18 protein-coding genes are annotated in these 17,429 nt (G+C 73.0%); 16 read left to right on the top strand and 2 right to left on the bottom strand.

Annotated features, from left to right (window positions below):
- Nucleotides 1-9: 9 nt before the first annotated feature.
- The 9 genes from ABD419_RS19980 (at nt 10) to ABD419_RS19940 (ending at nt 7,954) form a co-directional block, all read left to right on the top strand.
- Nucleotides 10-957, top strand: a complete 948-nt coding sequence (locus tag ABD419_RS19980) for a sugar ABC transporter substrate-binding protein (protein ID WP_344490134.1) — start codon at nt 10-12, stop codon at nt 955-957.
- Between the two features lie 96 nt (nt 958-1,053).
- Nucleotides 1,054-1,971, top strand: coding sequence for a LysR family transcriptional regulator (locus ABD419_RS19975; protein ID WP_344490131.1), 918 nt, complete (start codon nt 1,054-1,056; stop codon nt 1,969-1,971).
- A gap of 94 nt (nt 1,972-2,065) precedes the next feature.
- Nucleotides 2,066-2,986 carry a VOC family protein gene (locus ABD419_RS19970; RefSeq protein ID WP_344490128.1) on the top strand — a complete coding sequence of 307 codons (921 nt, stop codon included), beginning with the start codon at nt 2,066-2,068 and terminating at the stop codon, nt 2,984-2,986.
- A 10-nt stretch (nt 2,987-2,996) separates the two neighbouring features.
- The gene (locus ABD419_RS19965; protein WP_344490125.1) at nt 2,997-4,436 is read left to right on the top strand and encodes an NAD-dependent succinate-semialdehyde dehydrogenase; all 1,440 of its coding nucleotides are present in this window, start codon (nt 2,997-2,999) and stop codon (nt 4,434-4,436) included.
- Complete coding sequence (locus ABD419_RS19960) at nt 4,436-5,239, top strand: fumarylacetoacetate hydrolase family protein (protein ID WP_344490122.1); 804 nt, start codon at nt 4,436-4,438, stop codon at nt 5,237-5,239. The genes ABD419_RS19965 and ABD419_RS19960 overlap by 1 nt, the downstream gene beginning before the upstream one ends.
- Nucleotides 5,236-5,673, top strand: coding sequence for a VOC family protein (locus tag ABD419_RS19955; RefSeq protein WP_344490119.1), 438 nt, complete (start codon nt 5,236-5,238; stop codon nt 5,671-5,673). Before ABD419_RS19960 ends, ABD419_RS19955 begins: the two co-directional genes overlap by 4 nt.
- Nucleotides 5,673-6,467, top strand: a complete 795-nt coding sequence (locus tag ABD419_RS19950; protein WP_344490116.1) for an alpha/beta fold hydrolase — start codon at nt 5,673-5,675, stop codon at nt 6,465-6,467. Before ABD419_RS19955 ends, ABD419_RS19950 begins: the two co-directional genes overlap by 1 nt.
- Nucleotides 6,464-6,916: a GlcG/HbpS family heme-binding protein gene (locus tag ABD419_RS19945; protein ID WP_344490113.1), complete on the top strand. Its 453-nt coding sequence runs from the start codon at nt 6,464-6,466 to the stop codon at nt 6,914-6,916. The genes ABD419_RS19950 and ABD419_RS19945 overlap by 4 nt, the downstream gene beginning before the upstream one ends.
- A 3-nt stretch (nt 6,917-6,919) precedes the next feature.
- Nucleotides 6,920-7,954: a methionine synthase II (cobalamin-independent)-like protein gene (locus tag ABD419_RS19940; protein ID WP_344490110.1), complete on the top strand. Its 1,035-nt coding sequence runs from the start codon at nt 6,920-6,922 to the stop codon at nt 7,952-7,954.
- A 55-nt stretch (nt 7,955-8,009) separates the two neighbouring features.
- Here ABD419_RS19940 and ABD419_RS19935 read toward each other — a convergent pair whose 3' ends face one another.
- Nucleotides 8,010-8,531: a GNAT family N-acetyltransferase gene (locus tag ABD419_RS19935; protein WP_344490107.1), complete on the bottom strand. Its 522-nt coding sequence runs from the start codon at nt 8,529-8,531 to the stop codon at nt 8,010-8,012.
- Between the two features lie 137 nt (nt 8,532-8,668).
- On the opposite strand from ABD419_RS19935, the gene ABD419_RS19930 reads away from it, so the two are divergent.
- From ABD419_RS19930 to ABD419_RS19905, 6 genes are all read left to right on the top strand, one after another.
- A complete protein-coding gene (locus tag ABD419_RS19930; RefSeq protein ID WP_344490230.1) occupies nt 8,669-10,099 on the top strand; it encodes an aldehyde dehydrogenase family protein in 1,431 nt (476 codons plus the stop codon).
- Nucleotides 10,092-11,273, top strand: coding sequence for an L-2-hydroxyglutarate oxidase (gene lhgO, locus ABD419_RS19925; protein WP_344490104.1), 1,182 nt, complete (start codon nt 10,092-10,094; stop codon nt 11,271-11,273). Before ABD419_RS19930 ends, lhgO begins: the two co-directional genes overlap by 8 nt.
- A 9-nt stretch (nt 11,274-11,282) precedes the next feature.
- Entirely contained in the window at nt 11,283-12,143 is an 861-nt protein-coding gene (locus ABD419_RS19920) for an amidohydrolase family protein (RefSeq protein ID WP_344490101.1), read from the top strand.
- Nucleotides 12,144-12,150: 7 nt separating this feature from the next.
- Nucleotides 12,151-13,857 (top strand): thiamine pyrophosphate-dependent enzyme, encoded by a 1,707-nt coding sequence (locus tag ABD419_RS19915; RefSeq protein WP_344490098.1) that lies wholly within the window; start codon nt 12,151-12,153, stop codon nt 13,855-13,857.
- A 16-nt stretch (nt 13,858-13,873) separates the two neighbouring features.
- On the top strand, nt 13,874-14,905 hold the full coding sequence (locus ABD419_RS19910) for an Ldh family oxidoreductase (RefSeq protein ID WP_344490095.1): 1,032 nt from the start codon (nt 13,874-13,876) through the stop codon (nt 14,903-14,905).
- Nucleotides 14,906-14,981: 76 nt separating this feature from the next.
- Complete coding sequence (locus ABD419_RS19905) at nt 14,982-15,371, top strand: protease inhibitor I42 family protein (protein WP_344490092.1); 390 nt, start codon at nt 14,982-14,984, stop codon at nt 15,369-15,371.
- 22 nt (nt 15,372-15,393) lie between these two features.
- On the opposite strand, the gene ABD419_RS19900 is transcribed toward ABD419_RS19905, so the two are convergent.
- Nucleotides 15,394-16,038 (bottom strand): hypothetical protein, encoded by a 645-nt coding sequence (locus ABD419_RS19900; RefSeq protein WP_344490089.1) that lies wholly within the window; start codon nt 16,036-16,038, stop codon nt 15,394-15,396.
- A 195-nt stretch (nt 16,039-16,233) separates the two neighbouring features.
- Between ABD419_RS19900 and ABD419_RS19895 the strand changes: the two genes are divergently transcribed.
- Nucleotides 16,234-17,382, top strand: a complete 1,149-nt coding sequence (locus tag ABD419_RS19895) for a GyrI-like domain-containing protein (RefSeq protein WP_344490086.1) — start codon at nt 16,234-16,236, stop codon at nt 17,380-17,382.
- The last annotated feature ends 47 nt before the right edge of the window (nt 17,383-17,429 follow it).

Raw genomic sequence — 17,429 nt, 5'->3', positions numbered from 1 at the left:
CGGTGCTCCATGCCCGCACACCTCCGACGGCCCCTCGCCGCGCTCGCGGCCGCGGCCCTGACCGCACTGTCGGCCGCGGCCTGCTCCGACGACGCGGGCGGCGGCGACGAGGACGCCATCACCATCGGCTTCGTCAACGGCTCCACCACCGAGTTCCACACCTGCCTGGAGCAGTCCGTCCAGGACGCCGCCGCCGACCTGGGCGTCGAGGTCCTGGTCGCGAACTCGCAGCAGGACGCCGCGAAGGAGCTCTCGAACATCGAGGACATGATCGCCCAGCAGGTCGACGCCGTCGTGGTGCAGACCGTCAGCGCCGACGCGCTCGAAGGCGACATCGCCAAGGCGAACGGCGCGGGCGTCCCGATCTTCCTCACCTCGATCGTCGCGGACGCCGACCCCGAGGCCCTGCTCGGCGCGGTCGAGACCGACCTGCACGGCATCGGCGCGGCCGCGGCCGGGTTCGTCACCGAGGACTCGGCCGGCGCGCCGGTCACCGCGGGGATCATCGCGGGCGCGCCCGGCGCGGCCTCCGACATCCTCGTGGGCGGCTTCAAGGACGCCGTCGGCGACAACGTCGAGGTCGTCGCCGAGCAGCCCGGCATGTTCGACCGGGCCACCGCCCAGGACGTCGCCGAGAACATGATCCAGGGCAACCCGGAGCTCGACTACGTGTTCGTCGCCAACGAGGACATGGCGTTCGGCGCCCTGAACGCGTTCCAGGCCGCGGACTCCGACGTCAAGATCGTCGCCAACAACGGCACCGACGCGGGGCTCCAGGCGATCCGGGACGGCGAGTTCGCCGCCACGGTCGCCAACTCCCCGTACGTGCTCGGCCAGATGGCCGTCGACAACATCGTCGGCCTCCTCGAAGACCAGGAGGTCGAGCCGATCCAGTCGAACCCGTTCACCCTCATCACCGCCGACAACCTCGACGACGCCCCCGGCTACTGCGGCTAGACGCCCGCTGTCCATGAGCGGGACGGGCTCCGGCCCGCGGGGGAGGGGGACGCCCCTCCTCCGGCACCGCTCCACCATCGACCACAGGAGAGAGCCATGGACCGCCTCCTCATCATGAAGAGCTTCGTCACCGCCGCCAAGGTCGGCAGCTTCTCGGGCGCCGCCAAGGAGCTCGGCACCTCCGGGTCGCTGATCTCCCGGCACGTCGCCGACCTCGAGAAGCAGCTCGGCGTGCAGCTGGTCACCCGCACCGCCCGCTCGATCAGCCTCACCGAGTCCGGCTCCCGCTACGCCGAGTTCGCGCGCCGCATCCTCGACGACATCGACGCCGAGGACGCCGGGATCTCCGCGCTCCACGACCGCCCCGAGGGACCGCTGTCGGTCATCTGCCCCAAGTGGATCGGCACGCTCGACCTCGGCGACGCCGTCGCCGCGTTCGCCGCCGCGCACCCCAGGATCCACCTCCGGCTCGAACTCGGCGGCATGTCCGACCGGACCTACGACTTCCTGGAGAACGGGTTCGACGTCGCCTTCCACACCAGGGACCTGCGCGACTCCAACGTGCGCCTCAAGAAGATCGCCACGCTCCCGTTCGTGCTGTGCGCCTCCGAGTCCTACCTGCGGCGCAGCGGCCCCTTGGACGCCCCCGGCGACCTCAACGACCACGAGTGCCTGGTCCACCTGAACGACCCGGTCTGGCGCATCGGCCACGGCTACCGGTCGACCCTGCACAAGATCCGCAACACCGTGTTCCAGTCGAACTCGTACCTCGCGATCCAGAAGGCCGCCGTCCACGGCCGCGGCGTCGCCCTCATCCCGCAGCGCCCCGCCGCCGCCGACCTGGAGAGCGGCGCGCTCCGCGAGCTCCTCCCCGACCTGCCGGTCCCCGAGCGGCCCCTCTACGCCGTCTACGGCCCCAGCCAGAACGCCAGCACCCGCGTGAAGCTGTTCCTCGACTTCCTCACCAAGTGGTTCGCCGAGCAGCAGCCCGCGCCCCGCGCAAGCACCGGTTGAGGCGACGGTGCCGTCCGGACCCTTGTCCCACCGGGGACTCCATTCCTACGATCGCAATGCCGCCGACATCGGCGGCGACCTGCAAGGAGGCAGCATGGGCATCCAGCGCATCGAGTCGACGACCTTCGGGGTCGACGACCTCGACGAGTGCGCGCGGTTCTTCGACGACTTCGGCCTCACCCCCGCCGAGCGCACCGCGGACCGCGCCGTCTTCACCACCCTCGTCGGCCAGACCCTCGTCCTGGAGACCGACCCGCCCCCGCACCTGCCCCCGCCCGTCGAACCCGGGCCCACGATCCGCGAGGTCGTCTGGGGCGTCGACACCCCCGCCGAACTCGACCGCCTCACCGCGGCCGTCGCCGCCGACCGCGAGGTCGTCGAGACCGCCGACGGGGTCCGCCACTTCAGCGACCTCTCCGGCTTCGGCGTCGGCCTCGCCCTGGTGCGCGACAGCGGCTTCCGGCCCGCCGAGGCCCGCCCCGGCAACACCGCCGGGAACGTCGCCCGCTGGAACCGCGCCCTCACGAGCGTCGGCCGCGTCCGGCCCCTCCGCATGTGCCACGTCGCCCTCAACATCGCCAAGGCCGGCAAGGACGAGGCCAACGCCTTCTACACCGACCGGCTGGAGTTCACCCCGCGCGACGTCGTCAAGCCCATGGGCACCTTCATGCAGTGCGAGGGCGACGACGACCAGCACAACCTCCTGCTGTGCCACCGCCCCGACAAGACCGGCCACAACCACGTCTCCTTCGAGGTCCCCGGCTTCGACGACGTCATCGAGGGCGGCAACGCCATGATCGAGCGCGGCTGGCGCGAGGCCCGCCGCCTCGGCCGCCACACCGTGGGCTCCAACGTCTTCCGCTTCATCCACGCCCCCAGCGGCGGCCGCGTCGAACTCGCCGCCGACATGGACCGCGTCGACGACTCCTACGGCACCCGCGTCCACGAGACCACCCCGCCCCACCACATCTGGGCCCTGCGCACCAACCGGGACTCCGAGTCGGCGCAGCAGTAGAGAGGCACCCATGACACACCACTACCCCGACCTTCGGATGTACATCGACGGCGAGACATGCGTCTCGTCGGACGGCGCCACCCGCCCGGTCCTGAACCCCGCCACCGAACAGGAGATCGGCCGCGTCCCCACCGCCACGGCCGCCGACCTCGACCGCGCGCTCGCCGCCGCCGCCAGGGGCTTCCGGACCTGGCGCTCAACCCCCGTCAGCGAGCGCACCCGCATCCTCCGCAAGGCCGCCGACCTCATCACCGCCGACGCCGACCACTTCGCGCACGTGATGACCCTCGAAGCCGGGAAGACCTACCGGGAGACCCGCGGCGAGGCCCTGCGCGTCGCCGACACGCTCCGCTGGAACATCGAGGAGGCCCGCCGCGCCTACGGCCGCGTCGTCCCCGTCGACGACCAGACCCTCCTCACAGTGCGCCGCGAGCCCGTCGGCCCGGTCGCCGCGTTCACGCCCTGGAACTTCCCCATCGGCTCCCCGATGCGCAAGATCGCCGCCGCGCTGGCGGCCGGCTGCTCGATCGTCGTCAAGGCCGCCTCCGAGACCCCGGGCACCGCCAACGAGATCGCCCGCCGCTTCCACGACGCCGGGCTCCCCCCGGGGGTCCTGAACGTGGTCTTCGGCGACGGCGCCATGGTCGCGAAGCACCTCATCGAGTCCCCGGTGACGCGCCTGGTCGCGTTCACCGGCTCGGTGCCCGTGGGCAAGCAGGTCGCGGCCCTCGCCGGGTCCGTCATGAAGCCGTCCATCATGGAGCTCGGCGGGCACGCGCCCGTGATCGTCTGCGCCGACGCCGATCCGGTGACCGCGGCCAAGCGCGCCGCGAAGGCCAAGTTCCACAACGCCGGCCAGGTCTGCACCTCGCCGAGCCGGTTCCTCGTCCACGAGTCCCTCATCGAGGCGTTCACCGACGCGTTCGTGAAGGAGTGCGAGGCGGTCGGCCTCGGCGACGGCTTCAGCGGCGCCGACATGGGCCCGCTGTCGAACGTGCGGCGGCTGACCGCGATGCAGGACCTCGTCGCCGACGCCGTCGATCGCGGCGCGACGATCCGCACCGGCGGCACGCGACCGGACCGGCCCGGGTACTTCTTCCCGCCGACCGTCCTCACCGACGTGCCGCTGGACGCGCGCTGCATGGTGGAGGAGCCCTTCGGGCCGCTCGCGCCGATCGTGCCGTTCACCGAGTTCGACGAGGCGGTCCGGATCGCGAACTCGCTCCCGTTCGGCCTGGCCGCGTATCTGTTCACGAAGAACGCGGCCGTCGCCGAGCGGTTCACCCGCGAGATCGAGGCCGGCGTGCTCTCGGTCAACCACTGCGGCGGCTCGGTCTCCGAGGCGCCCTCGGGTGGGTTCAAGGAGTCCGGGTACGGCCGCGAGGGCGGGTCCGAGGTCCTCGACGCCTACCTGGCGACCAAGCGCGTGCACCACCTGCTGGAGGCGTGATGCGGTACTGCCGCGTCGAGGTCGAGTACCGCCGCTGGTGGGGACGGGTCGAGGGGGAGGAGGTCCTGCTCCTCACCGGCTCGCCGCTGACCGGCGCGCCCGAGCCCACCGGCGGGACCGTCCCGGTCGCCGCCGCGCGGTTCCTGCCGCCGGTCGCCCCGGGCGTGTTCTACGCCGTCGGCCTGAACTACCGCGGCCACATCGAGCACGCGCGGGCCATGGGCCACCCGGGCGCGGCCGTGCCCGAGCGCCCCGAGGTCGGCTACCGCGCCAACAACGCCCTGACCGGCCACCGCGACGCCATCGTCAGGCCCGCGGACCTCCAGGGCCGCTTCGAGGCCGAGGGCGAACTCGTCGCCGTCGTCGGGAAGCCCCTGCGCCGCGCGGGCGCCGACGAGGCCCGCGAGGCGGTGTTCGGCTGGACGATCGGCAACGACGTCTCGGCCCGCGAGTGGCAGCACGGCGACCGGACCCTGTGGCGCGCCAAGAACAGCGACACGTTCAAGCCCATGGGCCCCTGGATCGAGACCGAGGTGGACCCGCTCGCGCAGACCACCGAGGTCCGCGTGAACGGCGAGCTCAAGGCCGCGTTCGACACCGGCGCGATGGTCTTCGACCCGTACGAGTACCTCGCCGAGATGTCGCGGTACCTGACCGTCCACCCCGGCGACGTCCTCTGGATGGGCGCGGACGGCACCTGCGAGATCACGGCGGGCGACACCGTCGAGGTCGCGATCTCCGGGATCGGCGCCCTGGAGAACCCCGTAGTAGAGGACGAACCGATCGAGAGGAGCCGTCGATGAGCGACGACGACAAGCACCTGCCCCGCTACATCCACCACGTCAACTTCCCGACCACCGACGTCGACCGAACGGTCGAGTGGTACACGAAGGTCTTCGGGATGCAGCGGATCATGCCCAAGAGCAACACCAAGGTCGTGCTCCTGACGCGCGGCGGCTGGGACCTCCACTTCACGCCCGTGCAGGAGATGGAGCGCATGGCGCCCTACCACTTCGCGGTCGAGGTGGAGGACTTCGACGGGTTCCTCAAGCACCTCGCCGACCTGGGCGTGCGCTACACGCGGCCGCTCGCGCGGCCCGAGAACCGGTCCCAGTTCTGCTACATCCACGACCCCGACCACACCATGATCGAGATCGTCTACCACCCGAACAAGCGCCTGGAGGTCGAGCTGTACGTCAACCCGGCCGCCTTCGGGCCCAAGCCGGAAGGCGCCTGATGCCCTACGCCGACTCCTCCGGCTCCCGGATCTACTACGAGGTCCACGGCGCCGGACCCGCGATCCTCCTCGTGCACGGCTCCGGCGGGCACCACGCCGCCTGGTGGCAGCAGGTCCCGGCCCTCGCCGAGCGGTTCACCGTCGCCGCGGTCGACCTGCGCGGCTTCGGGAACTCCGACTCCGGCAGCGCCTTCGACGAGCAGCGGGAGGTCGACAGCCTCGAGTTCCCCGGCGACATCACCGCCGTGCTCGACGCCGCCGACCTGCGCGACGCGCTCCTGGTGGGCCAGTCCATCGGCGCGGTCGCGGCCCTGCGCGCCGCCGTCGCCTCCGACCGCGTCTCGGGAGTCGTCCTCGGCCACTCCCTCGGCGGCCTCAACCACCCCGAGCTGGCCGCGCTCGCCGCCGCCGACCGCGCCGAGGCCGTCAAGCTCCCGGTCATCGACCGGCTCCTCACCCCGGAGTTCCGCAAGCGCTCGCCCGAGCTGACGTTCCTGTTCACGCAGATGGGCACCTTCAACGCCGCCACCATGCAGGACCTGCGGAACCTCTCCACCGGCGGCCCCACCGTCGAAGAGGTCGAGCAGGCCGGCCTCGCGGTCACGTTCCTCGCCGGGGAGCGCGACGCCGTGATCCGCCCCGCGACGGTGCGCCGCGCGCACGAACTCCTCCCCGGCTCGCGCCTCGAACTCGTCGCGGGCGCCCCGCACTCGATGTACTGGGAGGCCCCCGACCTGTTCAACGCCGCCGTCGCGCGCGCCCGAGACGCCCTGACCACCAAGGAGACAGCATGAGACCCACCCTCCAGCAGGCCGAAGACCTGACCGACGCGGCCCTGAAGGCGGGTGCCGCGCTCGGCAAGGCCCTCTCGGTGGCCGTCGTCGACGAAGGCGGCTACACCGTCCTGGTCAAGCGCGCCGACGGCGCCCGGCCGATCACCCCGCAGATCGCCCAGGCCAAGGCCTACAGCGCCGCCGTCATGGAGCGGCCCTCCGCGCAGCTGCGGAACTGGGCCGACTCGAACCCGGTGTTCTTCAACCAGGTCGCGCAGATGGGCCACCAGCCGATCGTCCCCACCGAGGGCGGCATCCCCGTCAAACTCGACGGCCGCCTCATCGGCGGCCTCGGCATCTCCGGCGGCACCCCCGACGAGGACGAGCGGATCGCCCGCGAGACCCTCGCGGGCCTGGGCTACGAACTCGACTTCGCCGCCTGGGGCCAGCCCGGCACGAAGGCGGTGTGACCCGTGGCCGACGACAACCGGTTCCACATCGACCACCACGGCAGCCTCCCGCGCCCCGGCGAGATCCTCGAGGCCCGCCGCCGCTACGAGGCCGGCGCCATCGACTACGGCGAGCTGCGCGAACTCGAGGACGAGAACATCGCCGAACTCCTCGCCTGGCAGTGGATGACCCGCTCCACAGTGGTCACCGACGGCGACTGGCGCCGCGAGGACCTCCGCAGCGCCGTCTTCGACCACGTGCGCGGCTTCAAGGAGACCACCGAGACCGACCGCTGGGGCCGCACCCGCTGGACCGCCGACGGCGACCTCGCCGCCGAGTCCCCGCTCGCCGCCGACGACGCGGACTTCCTCCTCGCCAACACCGAGATCGCCGTCAAGACCACGCTCCCGTCCCCGGCCTGGATCGCCGAGCAGACCTACGAGCCCGGCGGCCACTGGTCCAGCGCCCGCGCCCTCGGCGACGCCCTCGCCGAACTCGTCCACGCCGAGATCAAGCGCTGCCTCGCCAAGGGCGTCAGGCTCGTCCAGCTCGACAACCCCGCCTACGCCAAGCACCTCTTCGGCCGCGAGCCCGTCCTGAGCCTCGCCGACGCCGTCGCCATCGACGCGGCCGCCGTCACCGGCCTCGACCGCCCCGACGACGCCCGCGTCGGCCTCTGCCCGACCCACAGCGCCGCAGACGGACTCGACCTCGACGCGGCCCGAGCCCTCTTCACCGGCGTCCCGGTCGACCGCTGGATCCTGCCCTACAGCACCGGCTCCGACACCGAGTTCGCGCTCTTCGACGCCGTCCCCGAGGACCGCGACGTCTGCCTCGGCGTCGTCGACGCCACCGACCCCGCCCTCGAAGACGTCGACACCCTTCTGTCCCGCGTCGACCGCGCCGCCGCCAAGCACGGCGAGGACCGCCTCGCCTTCAGCCCCTCCCAAGGCTTCGCACCCGCCGCGGGCCGCGACCTCCTCACCCTCGAACAGGCCCGCCAGAAGATGGTCCTGGTCGAGGTCCTCTCGCGGTACTACTGGGGCAACGAGTTCTGACGAGCCCTGCTCCTCCCCACGCCGGCAGGCCCCGCCACGGGGCCTGCCGGCGCTCTCATGCCCAGTCGGCGCTGATCGCCTGGTACAGCACGTGGTCCTGCCAGCGCCCCGCGATCCTCAAGTACTCCGGTGCCAGCCCGTACCGCACGAACCCGGTGCGCTCCAGCACCTTCCGCGACCCGAGGTTGTGGGGGAGGACCTCACCCTGCACCCGGTGCAGGCCCAGGTCCTCGAAGGCCACCCGCTTCGCGAGTCGCACCGCCGCGGTGGCGACGCCGCGCCCGGTCTCGGACTTCGCCACCCAGTAGGCGATGCTGCACGACTGGAACGCCCCTCGGATGATCGAGTTGAGCGCGATCTGCCCGACGATCCGGCCGCCGTCGAGGATGACGAGCGAGCGCCCGGCGTCGATCTCGGCCGCGGCGATGTCGGAGGCGATCCGTTCGAGCACGCTCGCGTCGGTGAAGTGCTCGTCGTCGCGCAGCGGCTCCCACGGGGCCAGGTGGTCGCGGTTGTCGCGCCGGAGCGCGGCGATCTCGGCGGCGTCTGACAGGTGTACGGGTCTGATCGCGGTCACCTGCGAATCATGCTCCGATCGCCCCTCAGAACGCAAGATATGCATGCAGTCCGACCCGTAGTCGCAGGCCACGGGCGTCCCTATCGTTGGCTTTCAGCAACCGCAGCAGTGGGAAGAGAGTGGTGTCCGTGCAGTCGATGAAGACCCTCACGGGAGGGCGCTGGATCGAGACCGGTCGATGGGTTGAGGTGTTCGACCCGGCCGATGTGCGCACGCCGGCCGCCCGCGTCCCGGCGCTCGCCGCGAGCGACGTCGAGGCCATGTTCGCCGCGGCGGCCGACGGGTTCCGGACCTGGCGCCGCACCTCGCCGCTCCAGCGGGCCCGGGTCCTCTTCCAGGCCGCCGCGCTCCTGCGCGAGCGCGCCGCCGACATCGCCGCCGCCGTCACCACCGAGATGGGCAAGACCCGCGCCGAGGCGGCCGGCGAGGTCGAGAAGGCCGCCGACTTCTTCGAGTACTACGCCGGCCTCGCCCGCGAGCCCTACGGCCACCTCGTCCACGACGCCCGCCCCGGCACCGAGACCCACTACCGGCGCGAGCCGGTCGGCGTCGTCCTCGCCGTCACGCCCTGGAACGACCCGGTCATCACCCCCGCGCGGAAGCTCGCGCCCGCGCTGGCGGCCGGGAACGCGGTCGTGCTCAAGCCCGCGAGCGAGACGCCGACCTCCGCCCTGCACCTGGCCCGCGCCCTCCACGACGCCGGGCTCCCCGCCGGCGTGCTCGGGGTCGCCACGGGCCGCTCCAAAGACCTCTCCCCGGCGCTGCTCGCGAATGCGGGGATCGCGGCGGTCACCTTCACCGGCTCCAACGAGGTGGGGGAGCGCCTGCGCCGGGCGTTCGCCGATCGGAACGTCCGCTTCCAAGGGGAGCTCGGGGGCAAGAACGCCACCGTGGTCCTCGCGGACGCGGACCTGGACGCGGCGGCCGACGCGGTGGTCGCCGCCGGGTTCGGCCAGACCGGGCAGCGGTGCACCGCCACCAGCCGGGTCCTGGTCGAGCACAGCGTCCACGACCGGTTCGCCGCGATCCTCGAGTCCAAGGCCGCCGCGCTCGCGGTCGGCCCCGGCGCCGAGCCGGAGACGCAGTGCGGCCCGCTCGTCAGCCCCGCGCAGCGCGACTCGGTCCTGGCCGACATCGCGCTGGCGGTCGAGCAGGGCGCCGCGGTCCTCCTCGGCGGCGACGTGCCGGCCGCGCATCCCCACGGCTGCTTCGTGAACCCGACGATCCTCACCGGCGTCACGCCCGGCATGGACGTGTGGCGGCACGAGGTGTTCGGGCCCGTGGTCGTGCTGCGCGCCGTCGCGGACCTCGACGAGGCGATCGACGCCGTCAACGACTCCGACTTCGGCCTGGCCGCCGCCGTCTTCACCCGGGACCTCGCCGCCGCGCACCGCTTCGCCGACGAGGTCGAGTGCGGGCAGGTCGCGGTCAACACCACCACCTCCGGGTGGGACGTCCACCAGCCGTTCGGCGGCTTCCGCGACTCCGGCTCGCCGTTCAAGGAGCAAGGGGCCGAAGCGGTCCGCTTCTACACGCGCGTCAAGACCGTGGCGGTCCGGCATGGCTGACCCGGTGATCGGGGTCGTCGGCGCCGGGATCGTCGGCCTCGCGATCGCCCGCGAGCTGACGGCGCGCCGCCCCGGTGCGCGCGTGGTGGTCCTGGAGAAGGAGGACCGGGTCGCGGCCCACCAGACCGGCCACAACTCCGGGGTCGTGCACGCCGGGATCTACTACCCGCCCGGCAGCCTCAAGGCCGCGCTCTGCACCCGGGGCGCGGGCCTGCTCAAGGACTACTGCGCCGAGCGCGCGATCCCCTTCGCGGAGGTCGGCAAGCTCGTGGTCGCCGTCCGCGAGGACGAGGTGCCGCGCCTGGACGCCCTCTACAAGCGCGCCAAGGAGAACGGCGTCCCCGGCCTGCGCCGCCTCGGCCCCGGCGCCATGCGCGGGGTGGAGCCGCACGCCGCGGGCCTCGCCGCGATCCACTCCCCGCGCACCGCGATCACCGACTACACCGCGGTCGCCCGCGCCTTCGCCGAGGACGTCGCGGCCGCCGGGGGCGAGGTCCGCCTGCGCACCCCGGTGACCCGCGTCGAGGCGCACGGCTCGCGGCTGCGCGTGAACGGCGGCCTCGTCGTCGACGAGCTGATCCTCTGCGCCGGTCTCCAGTCCGACCGCGTCGCGGGCCTCGCCGGCGACGGCCCCGGCCCCCGCATCGTCCCCTTCCGCGGCGAGTACATGCGCGTCAGCGACGCCAAGGCGGACCTGGTGCGCGGCATGGTCTACCCCGTCCCCGACCCGCGCTACCCGTTCCTCGGCGTGCACTTCACGCGCCGCACCGACGGCACCGTCGAGGTCGGCCCCAACGCCGTTCTCGCCCTCGCCCCCGAGGGGTACCGGCGCCGCGACCTCAGCCCCGCGCACCTGGCCCGGCTCGCCGCCTGGCCCGGCGCGTGGCGCATGGCCGCCCGCCACTGGCGCACCGGCGCCAAGGAGGTCTACGGCTCGCTCTCCAAGCGCGCCTACATGCGAGCGGCCCGGCGGTACGTGCCCGAGATCGGCGTCCGCGACGTCGAGCGCGCGGGCGCGGGGATCCGGGCCCAGGCCCTCGACCGGGACGGCGGCCTGGTCGACGACTTCCGCATCCACCGGCTCGGCCCGGTCACCGCCGTCCGCAACGCCCCGTCCCCGGCGGCCACCTCCGCGATGGCCATCGCCGAACACGTTTTGCACACACTCGAATAAGGAGCGACCATGTTCGTAGTCGACACTCAGGTCCACGTCTGGAAAGAGGAGACCCCGGACCGCCCGTGGGTTCCCGGCGCGCGCGAGCGCATCCGGCTCAACGGGCACCGCGAGGAGGCCTTCAGCTACGAGGAGTGCCTGGAGCTGATGGACGAGGCCGGCGTCAACCGCGCCCTCATCCTCCCCCCGAGCTGGGAGGGCAACCGCATCGACTACTCCCTGGAGGCCTGCGAGGCCCACCCCGACCGGTTCGGCGTCATGGCCCGCGTCCCCCAGGACGACCCGGTCGAGGGCACCGCGCTCCTGCGCGACTTCGCCCAGAACCCGCACGTCAGGGGCACCCGCCTGACCTTCCACCGCCCGCAGGACCGCAACTGGATGATCGACGGCACCAACGACTGGTACTGGCCCGTCGCCGAAGAACTCGGCATCCCCACGATGGTCCACGCCCCCATCTGGAAGCGCGAGCTCGGCCAGATCGCCGACCGCCACCCGGGCCTGAAGATCATCATCGACCACATGGGGATCATGGCCCGCTGCGTCGACGACGCCGTCGGCTACTGGGTCTCCGAGACCGCCGACCTCGCGAAGCACCCGAACATCTACGTGAAGGTCTCGGCGATCCCCGGCTACTCGACGCAGCCGTTCCCGAACCTGAACATCGAGCGGTACGTGCGCGAGATGGTCGACAAGATGGGCCCCGAGCGCTGCTTCTGGGGCACCGACATCACGCGCCTGCTCGGCCACGGCGTCACCTACACCGACACGATCGAGCAGTTCACCAAGCATTTCTCCTTCTCCGCCGAGGAGCTGGAGTGGATCATGGGGCGGGGGATCTGCGAGGTCCTCGACTGGCCGACCGAGAGCTGAGGGACCGATGACGACCGAGACCCACCAGGGCGCTGACGGCGGCGACGCGGTCGTCTCCGCCTTCAACGCCGCCGGCGCCGACTACCTGTTCTCCTCGCCGGGGTCCGAATGGGCCCCGGTGTGGGAGTCCCTCGCCCGCCGCCGCCGCGACGGCGAGCAGGCCCCGCACTACCTGGACCTCACCCACGAGACCGTCGCGGTCGGCATGGCCCACGGCTACGGCCTGGTCAAGCGCCGCCCCCAGGGCGTGCTCCTGCACGCCGGCCCCGGACTCCTCCAGGGCTCCATGGCCGTCCACGGCGCGCTCCTCGCGGGCGTCCCCATGGTCGTGGCCTCCTCCGAGTCCACCACCTACGGCGACGGACCGGGCAAGGACCCCGGCGGCCAGTGGTACCGCAACCTGTCCGTCGTCGGCGGCCCGCACCGGATCGCCGCGCCGTTCACCAAGTGGGCCAACGAGGCCGCGAGCGTCCACACCCTCCCGGTGATGATCGCCCGCGCCGCCGAGCTCGCCTGGCGGGCCCCCGCCGGGCCCGTCTACCTCAACGTGCCCCTCGAGATCCTCCTCGAGGAGTGGGACGGCCGCGAGGCCAAGCCCGTCGTCGCGCCCGGCGCCACCCAGTCGGCCCCCGCCGAGGTCGACGCGGTCGCCGAACTCGTCCGCGGGGCCCGCAACCCCGTGGTCGTCACCGAGACCGCCGGACGCGAAGCGGGCGGCTTCGAGGCCCTCACGGCCTTCGCCGAGGCCTGGGGCCTGCCCGTGGTCGAACCCGACTCGGCGGTGTGCGCGAACTTCCCGCGCACCCACGCCCTCCACGCTGGCAGCGACATCGGGCCCTGGATCGACGAAGCGGACCTCATCCTCCTCGTCAACTGCCGCGCCCCCTTCTACCCGCCGAGCCGCCGACCCGCGACCGCCCGCGTCGTCGTGGTCGACGAGGTCCCGCAGCGACCCCATATCGCCTACCAGGTCCTCTTCGCCGACCACTACCTCGAAGGCGGCGTCGCGAACACGCTCCGGCAGCTCGCCGCCCGCGTCACCGAGGCCGACGGCGCCGCCGTCGCCGGCCGCCTCGCCGCGGCCGAGTCCCGCCACGCCGGCGCCCGCGCCCGCCTCGCCGCGACCGAGGCGAAGGCCGACGAGGGCGACCGCATCGACCCGGCCCAGGTCGCCGCCGCGCTCCGCGACCTCCTCGCGGGCTCCGACGCCGCCGTCGTCGACGAGACGATCACCCACAGCCGCACCGTGAAAGCGCACCTCCTCGCCGACCGGCCCGACTCCTACTTCTACGTCCAGGGCGGCCTCGGGCAGGGCATCGCCGTCGCGCTCGGCGTCAAGCTCGCCGAGCCCCGGCGGCCCGTCGTCCTCACCATCGGCGACGGCGCGTTCATGTACAACCCGATCGTCCAGTCCCTCGACGCCGCCAAGGCCAACGGCCTCCCGCTGCTCATCGTCGTGTTCAACAACCGCCAGTACAAGTCCATGAAAATGAACCACCTGCGGTTCTACCCCGACGGCGCGGCCGTGCAGACCGGCGACCACCTCGGCGTCGACCTCTCCGGCCAGCCCGAGCTGTCCGCGTTCGCCGCGCCCTTCGGCATGCACGCCGAGGCCGTCGACCGGCCCGCCGAGCTCGCCCCGGCCCTCGCCCGCGCGCACCGGGCCGTCCAAGGCGGCACCACCGCCATCGTGAACGTCACCGTCTCCCGCTGACCCCCAAGGAGTCCCCATGGCCCCCAAGACCGTCGACGCCGCAAGCCTGACCGGGTTCGCCACCGCCGTCTTCACCCGCGCCGGCCTCGCCGCCGACCACGCCGCCACCCTCGCCGACGTCATCGTCTGGGCGAGCCTGCGCGGCGTCGACTCCCACGGCGCCCCCTACATCGCCCGCTACCTCGACCTCCTCGACTCCGGCAAGGCGAACGCCAAGCCCGACATCAGGATCGAGTCCACCTCCGCCGCCGTGTGCACTGTGGACGCCGACCGCGCGCCCGGCCCGGTCGCGCTGGCCCTCGCCGCCGACGAGGCCGCCGCCCGCGCCAGGACCCACGGGATCGGCGCGGCCGCCGTCCGCCGCACCACCCTCACCGGCGCGATCGGCTACTACGCCACCCGCATCGCCGAGGCCGGCCTGGTCGGCATCGGGTTCGTCGCCGGCATGCCGAACATGGCCTACCCGGGCGTCAAGGGCGCGGCCGTCGCCACCAGCCCGCTCGCCGTCGCCGCCCCCACGGCCTCCGGCCCGGTCCCGCTGCTGGACATGGCGACCGCGACGATGGCCCTCGGCCGCATCAAGCAGTACCGGCAGTCGGGCGAGCCGCTGCCGGAGGGCGCCGCGGCCACCGCCGACGGCGTGCCGACCACCGACCCCGCGCAGGCGGTGCTCCCGCTGCCGCTCGGCGGCGCCAAAGGTGCGGGCATGTCCCTCGCCTTCGAGCTGCTCACGAGCGTCCTCGTCGGCGAGCCGATCGTCTCGGCGTTCCACGAGGGGGACAGGAAGCACCGCCAGAACGCGCTCCTCATCGCCCTCGACCCCGCCGCGTTCGGCGCGGGGGACTACCCGGCCGCCGTCGCGGGCACGATCGCCGCCGTCAAGAGCCTGCCCCGCCTCGACGAGTCGGCCGAACCGCGCGTCCCCGGCGACCGCGGCGCGGCCTCGGAGGCCGACCGCCGCGCCGACGGCATCCCCTTGTCGCCCAAGGTGTGGGCCGACCTGGAGGCCGCCGCCGACCGCTTCGGCGTGCCGCTGCCGAGCGAGTGACCGCCCCGCGGCCGGGCCGACCGCCTCGGCCCGGCCGCGGGCGTTTGCGCGCCGTCCGGAGTGGATACCTTCAGACATGCGTATCGCGGCCTCACTCCTCGTCCTGCTCCTGGCCCTCGCCGGCTGCACCAGTCCCGACACGACGGTCACCTTCGACGCCGAGACCGTGACGGTGCGCGTCGGCGAGACCCTGCGGATCGAGTTCGGCAGGTTCAACGGCACCACCGGCGACAACTGGTACCTCGTGGACGGCGCCGACACCGGCGTGCTCGCCGACGCCGGCAAGTCCACCGACGACGACCCCGGGGCCGAGTACCTCACTTGGGACTTCGACGCCGTCGCCGCGGGGGAGACCACCCTGGTGTTCCAGTACTGCTACCGCTCCGAGCTCGACGACTGCGTGGGCGACGCCGACGGCAACGGCCCGCCCGACCCGATCCAGCTCGCCGTCACCGTCACCGATTGACCGGTCCGCAAGGGCCGCAGCGCTACACGTACGCCGCGTAGTGCTCCAGCAGCAGCGTCGCGTACTCCTCCGCCACGGCCCTGGCGGTGTCGGGCTCGACGGCGGCCACGCCTGAGGAGAGGCTCGCGGTGACCACCAGCTGCCCGTCGCCGACGGTGACGCCGTACTCCCCGGCGCCCTCCATCGAGAGGCGCCAGGCGAAGCCCTCCGCCTCCGCGACCGCGATGTCGACCACCTCGTACCCCGCCTCGCCGATGGGCCCGCGGAGGTCGGCGACGGTCGTCGCGGCGTAGTCGGGCGCGTCGCCGACCTGCACGCTGAGGTCCATGGTCTGGCCGTCCTGCGTCTCGTAGGTGCAGTGCAGCGAGTCGACGCCGGCGGCGCCGTCACCGGGCGTCGTGGCGTGCACGGCCGCGCCGGTCAGCTCCTCGAACCGCGCCGTGTCGATGTCGCTGCACAGCGACCCGTCGAAGTCGGCCGGGACCTCCGCGGACGGGCTCGGCGAGTCCGCGTCGCCGCCGGCCAGGAGGCCGCCGAGCCGGTCGGACAGGAACACGGCCGCGAGGACGACCGTCAGGACCAGCGCCAGGACCGCCACGATGACGATCCCGACGACCCATTTCAGGCCCTGCCCCGAGGAGGGCCGGGGCGGCGGCAGTGTTGACATGCATTGGCTCCCAGAGGATTCGGTCAGCGGAGCGGATACCGGCCCGGTCGCAAGAGGAACGGGACCACGACGACCGCGAGGATGCCGCAGCCTTCCGGACACGGGCGCTCCTCGCAATGGTGGGGCGTCAGCGGACGGAAGCGACCATATCCATCCGGCGCAACCCGCCCGCTATTCTAGCGCTAGAATAGCGGGATGGAGTCGCTCACCGACGCCGAGCTGACCGTGCTCGGCCTGCTCGTCGAGGCCCCGCGGCACGGGTACGCGCTCGAACGCGTCATCGAGGAGCGCGGTGTGCGCGACTGGACCGCGCTCGGGTTCTCCTCGATCTACTACGTCATCGACCGGCTCGCCAAACGCGGCCTGATCGAACCCGCCGGGCCGCCCGGGACCGGCAGGTCCCGCGTCGCGTACCGCGCGACCGCCGCCGGGCTCGCGCAGTGCGCCGCCGCCACCCGCGACGCCCTCGCCGAGCCCGCACCGGTCCGCGCCCGCGTCCTCGTGGGGATGGCGAACAGCCCCGTCCTCCCCGGCGCCGAGGTCGCCGCCGGGCTCGCCGAACGCGCTGCGGCGCTGCGGGACCGGCTCGCCGGAGTCCGCGCCGCCCGCGCCGCCCAGGAACCCCTGCCGCCCGCCGCCCGCGCGGTCTTCGACTACAGCGAGACCGTGCTCGCCGCCGAGATCGACTGGGCCGAACGCACCAGCACCGCCTACGACGAGGAGCGCACGATGGAGAAGTACGACGTCAAGAAGGCCCGCAAGGACCTCTACGCCCCCTCGGCGAAGGACTTCGCCCTCGTCGAGGTCCCCGAGCTGCGCTACCTCGCGGTCGACGGCCGCGGCGACCCGAACACCGCGCCCGCCTACACCGGCGCCGTCGAGGCGCTCTACGCCACCGCGTACGCCCTCAAGTTCGCGAGCAAGGCCGAGGGCCGCGACTTCACCGTCGGCCCCCTCGAAGGGCTCTGGCGCGCCGACGACCCCGCCGCCTTCCTCACCCGCGCCAAGGCCGAGTGGGACTGGACCATGCTCATCAGCCTCCCCGAGTGGATCACCGACGCCCAGGTCGCCGCGGCCGTCGCCAAGACCGCCGCGAAGCAGGACAACCCCGCGCTCGCCGAGCTGCGCGTCCTCGCCCTCACCGAGGGGCCCAGCGTCCAGATCCTCCACCTCGGCTCCTATGACGACGAGGGCCCGGTCCTCGCCCGCCTCCACACCGAGTACATGCCCGCCAACGGCCTCGCCTTCAACGGCGACCACCACGAGGTCTACCTCAGCGACCCCCGTCGCACCGCCCCGGCGAAACTCAAGACCGTGCTGCGCCAACCGGTCAAGCCCGCATAAGGGCCCGTTCGCGTCCGACCCGGGCGGGTCCCGCGCCGGTATGGTTG

The organism is Glycomyces endophyticus (genome assembly GCF_039531525.1).
Taxonomy (GTDB): domain Bacteria; phylum Actinomycetota; class Actinomycetes; order Mycobacteriales; family Micromonosporaceae; genus Glycomyces; species Glycomyces endophyticus.
Note: the sequence above shows the minus strand (reverse complement) of the source record. Positions and strands in the feature narration are given on the sequence as shown.